Origin of the sequence: Mesonia sediminis, from assembly GCF_042684705.1 — a bacterium.
GTDB lineage: Bacteria > Bacteroidota > Bacteroidia > Flavobacteriales > Flavobacteriaceae > Mesonia > Mesonia sediminis.
The window spans coordinates 21,432-29,054 of record NZ_JBHULZ010000005.1 but is presented as its reverse complement, the minus strand read 5'-3'; the positions used below and the strand labels follow the sequence as shown (position 1 = coordinate 29,054).

Genomic DNA, 7,623 nt, shown 5'->3' with positions numbered 1-7,623 from the left:
TTTTTTTAAAATTTATTTTTGACAACCGCTTAGCTTATTTAAGAAGGCAAAGATAAAAAGTCTTTCTTTATCTCACAACCCCTAAACTAAACTATTTCGCTTTTTAATGAACTTACAATGACTTGCGTCGTTTGCGGGTGCAAATGTAGAACCTTTATTCCATTGCGCAAACTTTTTATGGGCTTTTTTTTGATTTATTTTTTAATGAAATACTAATGGCTTGCTAACAAGTGATTTAACCACCTAAAGTTTTTTTAAAGTTTCTATCCAAGTTTATGGAAATGGAGGTAGACTTAAATTATGCTATTATAAAAAGGGCTAACTCCTCATTCAAAAATTCAGGGTTAAATAATGATCAACCCGCTTCCCTCCTATATATGTTAGTACAATTAATAATAGGTAACGAGAATAATTCCGCGAAAGCGAAGGGGTAACTATTCAACAACTATTCTTAAAAAGATAAATTATCTAGATATAGCTAAGCAACTTCTACAAAAAGAAATTCCAGACCAAACCAAATCGGATACTGAAATCACGAGAAGGCAAACCTGGTGCAACAAATGCATTATTGGTTGTGAATGCGTCTAATACATTTTCTAATTGAAAGAATAGACGGGTTTGTTGTATTTTGGCATTAAAGAAGAAATCGACTTGTGGCTCTACGTCTATCTCCCATTTATTCTGCACTACATAATTACCTACTATAGGGTTGTAAGCATCGGCGTAAAATTGGGAAGCGTAATTAAGCATTAAGCCCGTTTGTAAAAACAAGGCATTTTTAAACCAATTGTCTTCAAATAATAGTGTGCTCCTAAAAACATAATCGGGAAGATTGAGCCCTTCGTTGTTCTGAGTTACCTTTTGAAATAATAAGGTGTTATCCCATTTAAAAGACCCCATAGCAATTTCTTTATTCGCTTTTACATCAAAATATATGGTTTTAGACGATGCTTGAGTTACACTAACAACAGAATCTGAAATGGCTTGTGGGCTATCTGAAAATTCAAAATAGGTTAGATTTTTAATTCGAGAAAAAGAAGCTTCGATATTAACCCACTTGGGCATTTGCAGAAAAGCAGTAAACTTTTGCTGTTCTACTTCATCTAGGTCTTTGCGCCAATTGTATGCTTTATAATCACTTTGAAACATATGGTACTGTAAATCTGGACTCGTTTTTTCTATAAGCAAATTAGCTCCAAATTTATTTTCTTTGCCAAAATGATAGGCTGCTTCGGCATCCAATATATTTCCAGCATACTCTCCTAGTATCTTGGCCACCAAGTTGGCTTGTAAACTTATTTGATTAAACTGATTAGAATATAAAGCTTTGAACTGCAAAATATCATCTTTTAAATTATTTGGAATTGTCTGGGCATTGAGAACAACCTTGCGCCTGTAGCCGTAATTTAAATGACTATATTCCAATCCGGCTTTTAGGTAGCCAATGTTTTTAAGATTTGATGCTAGGTTAAAAGCATTGTTTAGCTGTTGGTATTCGGTTTCATTGTTGATTTTTAATTCCGTAAAGCTAGCACCAAATCCGTCAAAGGCATTTTGTTGAAAATAGTTGTACTCTTTGTCTGTGAAATTAAAATAATGATTGAGCGATAAGGCACCAGCTCCTGCATTCTTATCGGTGGCAATGAGATGATAGGTTTGATCGAGTACAAAACGTTTGTGGTAAAACTTGCTTTCGGCATCTTGAAAATTGACTGCCAGTAGGGTGCGGTCATCAAACTCATCCGATTTACTTTTATATTGTTCAATCGCTAGGCTCGTTAGCCCGCCGTTTTCTTGAGTACTCAAATCTTGAGAAACAAAATGTGTCTTCAATACATAACGTTTATTATCGCTCGTATAACTACCACCAAGCCTAAAACTTCCTTGACTGGTCAAGTTGTTTTTGTATCGACCCAGCGAGCGTAAACCTTTATACCCTATAAAAAAGTTAAGCTTATTACTGATGTTTGAGGTAAAAAAGGCATCTAAACTTTGCCCTTGCTCCAGTGTAGTTTTAAAATACAATTCGGTTAACGGGGTGGGTACGTGATAATAGGACACATCTTCTAAACCTAGAATTGGGTGTTGTTTTGCGTGCATCCCTATATCTGATATCGCATTATTCTTAATTTTATTAGCTAGTTGCGTATATCCTTCCCCTATGTTTGAATACGCCCGTTTGTCAAAATTATCTTTACGCAGGTAATTGTATTTATAAAATTTAGCAATGCTAAGTGTAGTATCTACAAAAGTGGTATCCTGAGTATGACTAATTATTTTATAATCTGTAATGGGCGGCTTTTCACGATTGTCAACCACCGATTTTTGCTTCATCTGGTCTGATCTATTACCAAACTGACCAGCATTACCACGAAGCGTCTGTGCACAAATATTTTGGCCAAAGAGAATAATTAGTAAAAGGAATAAATTCTTAAACATAGTGCTTTTTAAGTAAGGCAAAAGTATCATTTTTTTGTTAAACAGGATTTATCAAATTATAAGTACTTCTTTTTAATTATCTTGTATTTTTGTACTATGCTACCAATACAATATAGTACTCATAATTACGAATGCGGAACCGATGAAGCTGGGCGCGGATGTCTTGCTGGTCCTGTTACCGCTGCAGCGGTTATTTTGCCGCCAAATTTTAAACATGCTTTTTTAACCGATAGCAAGAAACTAACACCCGCCCAGCGCGAAAAACTTTGCCCTATCATCAAAAAAGAAGCTTTAGCATTTGCCATAGTACACGTAAGTGAACAAGAAATAGATGAAATAAATATTTTGCAGGCATCGCTATTGGCTATGCGACGAGCCATTAAGCAACTTAGTATCAAGCCAGATTTTATTGCTGTTGATGGCAATAAGTTTACTCCCATAAATGGAATCCCGCATCAATGCATTGTAAAAGGTGATGCCAAATTTTTAAATATTGCTGCGGCCTCTGTTTTGGCTAAAACTGCTAGAGACCAACATATGTTGCAAATTCATGAGCAAGCCCCTATTTATAATTGGGCCAAGAATAAGGGTTATCCTACTGCAGAACATCGAGCTGCTATTCGCTCGCATGGAGCCAGCCCATATCACAGAAAAAGTTTTAGGTTATTACCAGAACAATATACTTTAGCCTTATAATTTTATAATTTTGTTTAAACAAGTTACGCCTAAGATGAATAGAAAGATATTATACTTATTTATAACCTTTTCCATTTTACTGTCGAGTTGCCGAAAAGAAAAGCAGCTTCAAAAAGATTTATTTGAAGCCATACCCCCAAAAACGTTTGCGGTTTTAAAAACAAGTGATCTTTCCCTTTTTATCAATCAATTAAATAATCAAGAGTGGTTGAAGCAACAGGAATATGATGGGTTTTTGACTTATTTTACACAATCATTTTTAAACAATAACTATTTAAAATTAGAAGAAGAGAGCTTGATTTGCTTTACCCCAGCTGGTAAAGACCGCCCTGCCATCACATTACTTAGCAAGCATACCCCAGAACTAGTTGATCTTGATAAAATCAAAGACAAGAAAGTTACTAGTTACACCTATGATAATGCTACCGTAAAGCATTATACCTTAAATAAAGTTGAAGCTTACACGGTACAATTAGAGCAACTTTTTGTGGTAAGTACTTCAAAACTAGTGCTTGAAAACATTATAAGAAATTTTGCAACACCCATTCCGCAACCAGCTGGCCTAGAAAAAATTTATGAAACCGGTGCTAGCGCAAAATTTGCACTTTTCTTTAATTTCCCAGAGGTTATAGCGCATTTTGATCAGCATTTTACGCGTTCTTTCAATAACCTGAAAGGTTTAACGGGCTGGAGCATTCTAGAGATTAGTCTTGAACCAGAAAAAATTCAATTAGATGGTATTACACAGGCTGTTTCTGCTCAATCAGCCATCATAGATGCTTTTGCTTCGGTTAAACCACAACATAGTGAATTGGCTGCAGTAGTCCCCTTAAATGCCTACGCTTACACCAGTTTTACTTTTGACCAAGGCAAAAAACTTATTGAAGCATTAGGTAATGAAAAAAAGAACTCTAAAACCAAAGACAGCCTCAGTTTAGCGGAAACTTTAGTAGAAATTGGTAGTATACACTTGCCTCAAGGGGATGTTGTTGCAGCGCGAGCACTAGATATTAGTTTAAGTAAAGAAGCCTTATTGGCCCATACGCAAGTAAGCAAAAATTTTAGATCTATAGATATTTTTAAATTTGATAATGCTGACTTGTTTAGAAAACAGTTCTATCCTTTAATCACGGCAAAGAAACTAAGTTATTACTGCTTTTTAGATAATCACCTCATCTTTGCTGAAAAAATAGCGAGTATAGAGCATATTATAGCCAATTATTTAAACGAGTCTACCTTAATCAATCAAAACTATTACAAAGAAACACTTTCATCGCTAAGCGATTATTCGAGTATACTTAGCGTAAGTTTAAACGATAACTTCAAAAACCTCCTAAAAGATAGGCTTAAATCAAACCTTACAAAAGATATAGAGCAAATAAAAACCAATGGGTTTCCTATAACTGCCACGCAATTGGTATATGACACAAATTTTGCTCACGTGCATATGGTTATGCAAAAAATTAATCGCCCAAGCGGTAATCAAAACGCCATACAGGTAGGCACCATAAAAACAGAGAAACCCATTAACAAAGCTCCTTTTTTCTTCCCTTACTGGCGTACAGGTGAGCAATATATTGCAGTTCAAGACATAGATCATTTGCTACAAGTATTCAATTACAAAGGAGAGCTTGTCTTTAGCAAAGCGCTAGAAGGACCCATCTTAGGAGAACCTCAAGTAGTAGATCTTTATAACAACAGCCGTTTGCAAATCGCTTTTTCCACTCCACATCAACTGCATATTCTGGCGGTAAATGGTAAATCGGTAAAACCCTTTCCCCTTCAATTTAAATCGCCACAAACCCAAGCCTTGGGCGTATTTGATTATGCTAACAACCACAATTATAGGTTTGTAAGCACCCAAAACAATGTAGTTTTAATGTGGGATAAAAACGGAAAACAGGTAAAAGGCTTTCAAATGAAACCCACCTCATCGCCTATCTTAAACACGCCTAATCATTTACGCATTGAATCTAGAGATTACATTAGTATACCCGAAGAAAGTGGAAGCTTACACCTGTTAAGTCGTACTGGTGAAGAGCGCTTAAAAATTAAAGAGAAAATAGATTTTAGCTCAGCGCAGTGGCAAGTGGAAAAAAATAAGTTTAGCAGTTTAGATACCAAAGGTAAAATATTAATTGATGAAAAAGCTAAGCTTACGCGGAAGGATTTAGGTTTACAAGATAATCATACTGCTGCTTTTAAAAATGGTACTTGGGCCATTAGCAACGAAAACGAATTGCTTATAAATGATAAGCGTATTCAACTTGATTACGGTTTGTACACCCAACCCGCTATTTTTGAATTCAATAAACAAAGCTATATTACCATAACCGATACCCAGGCACAAAAAGTCTATGTTTTTGATAAAAACGGAGAACTGCTACCCGGTTTCCCTGTTTACGGTAATTCTCGCGCAAGCATAGAAAATATTGATGCTAAAGGTAAGTTAGAATTAATTGTACAGGGTGAAAAAAATAGTGTTTTAATTTATCATCTTAATTGAAACCTAATGGTTTTGTTGATTTATTTCGGTTTCGATTTCAGAAACGCTCGTTAGTGTTTTATGTACGGGACAACGATTGGCAATCGCAAGTAGTCGCTGCTCTTGTTTAGCATCTATACTCCCTCTATAAGTAATTTTTCGTTTAAACAAATCTTGCTTAATGCTTTCGCCCGCTTCTTCTCGTTCTATTTTATGATGTTGGGTGAGCACATTAATTTGATCTACTGGCCATTTTTTATGATCAATATACATCCGTAAAGTCATGGCAGTACATGCTGAAAGCCCTCCTGCTAAAAATTCAAAAGGATTAGGCCCTTTATTTTTTCCTCCAACCTTTGTGGGCTCATCGGCTAATAAATAATGACTCCCTACTTGCATGTGAGTAGTAAACCCATCTTCTACATGCAAATTTGCGGTAGCCGAATCTTGTGTTTGAGCTACTTCACTTTCTATTTCTGGGAGATAGCGTTTGGCCCAAGATGCTATTAATTGTCCCGCATAAACAGCATCATTTTCATCTGAAAGCAAATGGTCTGCGCTGTCTAAACTCACAAAACTTTTAGGATGCATGGCGGCTACATAAAGTTCTTGTGCGTGTTTAATAGCAACTACCTCATCGTGGGGCGCATGCAAATTCAAATAAGGAAGACGCAATTCTTTTAACGCTTTAAGCGGATTATGCTCTTCTAAGTCTTTAATAAATTCTTGTTTAAAGGTAAATTTTCGTCCGGCTAGCACCACCTGCGCCTCCCCTTTTGCCTGTATTTCTTCTTGCGCAGTACCAAATAGGTTTTTAACATGACTAGTATGACTGGGACTGCCAATACTAACCAAAGCTTTTAAAGTAGATAAGTGGCGCGCCGCTAAAATAGCTGCTGCTCCTCCTAGCGAGTGTCCTACCAGCAAACTTGGAGCTTGGTAATTCTCTTTTAAATATGCTGCAGCATCTAGCAAATCGGTGATATTGCTAGAAAAAGTAGTCTCAGCAAAATCACCCTCACTTTGCCCTAAACCTGTAAAATCAAACCGAAATACGGCAAAATCATTTTGAGTTAGCGCTTTACTTATGTTTCTAAAGCCTTTTAAATCTTTACCACAAGTAAAGCAATGTGCTAATAATACATATTGCTTAGGCTTTGCAAAAGCAGGTAGATCTAAATGAGCTCTTAAGCTATGGCCTTCTCTATTGTTGAATGTTACTCTTTGGGTGTTCATAAATCATAATTCAATTGTGCTTCAAACCGTTTTTCAAAATGTTTAAGCATTATACTTTTCACTTCTGCCAGCGGAATATCTTCCTTTCCTAACTCAACGTGTAGCGAAGTAACCGCTTTATCTTCTATACCACACGGAACAATATGGTCAAAGTAACCTAAATTGGTGTTCACGTTGAGCGCCAGTCCGTGCATAGTGGTCCATCTACTAGCACGCACCCCCATAGCACAGATCTTGCGCGCAAAAGGAGTACCCACATCTAACCACACACCTGTTTCGCCCTCGCTCCTTTGCGCTTTAATACCATACTCGTCCAGAGTTAAAATAACCACTTCTTCAAGAAACCTAAGGTATTTATGAATATCGGTAAAAAAATTTTCTAAGTCTAAAATAGGATAAGCTACCAGTTGTCCTGGCCCGTGATAGGTAATATCGCCGCCTCGATTAATTTTATAAAAACGCGCACCTATGTTTTTTAAGTTAGCTTCATCGAGTAACAAGTTTTTTGCATCTCCATTTTTACCCAAGGTGTAAACGTGCGGATGCTCTACTAGAAGAAGATGATTTTTTGTTTCATCATCTTTATCTTCACGTCTATTGGCCACCTTTGTATCTATGATTTGTTGAAATAAACGTTCTTGAAAATTCCAAGTTTCCTTGAAATCTTTGAATCCTAGTTCTGTTACAGCAATTGATTTATTTTGCATCTCTTATGTGTGTAGGTCTTAAAATGAGGATAAAGATACAATTCCTCTTTAAAAGAGGAA

General features: G+C 36.2%; 5 protein-coding genes. 2 read left to right on the top strand and 3 right to left on the bottom strand.

The annotated features are described in order from the left end of the window. Positions 1-489: 489 nt before the first annotated feature. Complete coding sequence (locus ACFSQ0_RS01145) at positions 490-2,439, bottom strand: putative porin (protein WP_379042967.1); 1,950 nt, start codon at positions 2,437-2,439, stop codon at positions 490-492. Between the two features lie 96 nt (positions 2,440-2,535). On the opposite strand from ACFSQ0_RS01145, the gene ACFSQ0_RS01140 reads away from it, so the two are divergent. Together ACFSQ0_RS01140 and ACFSQ0_RS01135 are read left to right on the top strand one after the other, a co-directional pair. Next, positions 2,536-3,135, top strand: coding sequence for a ribonuclease HII (locus tag ACFSQ0_RS01140; RefSeq protein WP_379042964.1), 600 nt, complete (start codon positions 2,536-2,538; stop codon positions 3,133-3,135). A gap of 34 nt (positions 3,136-3,169) precedes the next feature. Beyond that, positions 3,170-5,641, top strand: coding sequence for a hypothetical protein (locus tag ACFSQ0_RS01135; RefSeq protein ID WP_379042960.1), 2,472 nt, complete (start codon positions 3,170-3,172; stop codon positions 5,639-5,641). Between the two features lie 3 nt (positions 5,642-5,644). Here ACFSQ0_RS01135 and ACFSQ0_RS01130 read toward each other — a convergent pair whose 3' ends face one another. Both ACFSQ0_RS01130 and lipB read right to left on the bottom strand, forming a co-directional pair. Then, positions 5,645-6,856: a bifunctional alpha/beta hydrolase/OsmC family protein gene (locus tag ACFSQ0_RS01130; protein WP_379042957.1), complete on the bottom strand. Its 1,212-nt coding sequence runs from the start codon at positions 6,854-6,856 to the stop codon at positions 5,645-5,647. Continuing rightward, positions 6,853-7,563 carry a lipoyl(octanoyl) transferase LipB gene (gene lipB, locus ACFSQ0_RS01125; protein ID WP_379042954.1) on the bottom strand — a complete coding sequence of 237 codons (711 nt, stop codon included), beginning with the start codon at positions 7,561-7,563 and terminating at the stop codon, positions 6,853-6,855. Before lipB ends, ACFSQ0_RS01130 begins: the two co-directional genes overlap by 4 nt. Between the last annotated feature and the right edge of the window lie 60 nt (positions 7,564-7,623).

Bases quoted from the DNA above. Each gene is read 5' to 3' on its own strand.
- ACFSQ0_RS01145 (WP_379042967.1), bottom strand. From the start codon at position 2,439: ATGTTTAAGAATTTATTCCTTTTACTAATTATTCTCTTTGGCCAAAAT.
- ACFSQ0_RS01140 (WP_379042964.1), top strand. From the start codon at position 2,536: ATGCTACCAATACAATATAGTACTCATAATTACGAATGCGGAACCGAT.
- ACFSQ0_RS01135 (WP_379042960.1), top strand. From the start codon at position 3,170: ATGAATAGAAAGATATTATACTTATTTATAACCTTTTCCATTTTACTG.
- ACFSQ0_RS01130 (WP_379042957.1), bottom strand. From the start codon at position 6,856: ATGAACACCCAAAGAGTAACATTCAACAATAGAGAAGGCCATAGCTTA.
- lipB (WP_379042954.1), bottom strand. From the start codon at position 7,563: ATGCAAAATAAATCAATTGCTGTAACAGAACTAGGATTCAAAGATTTC.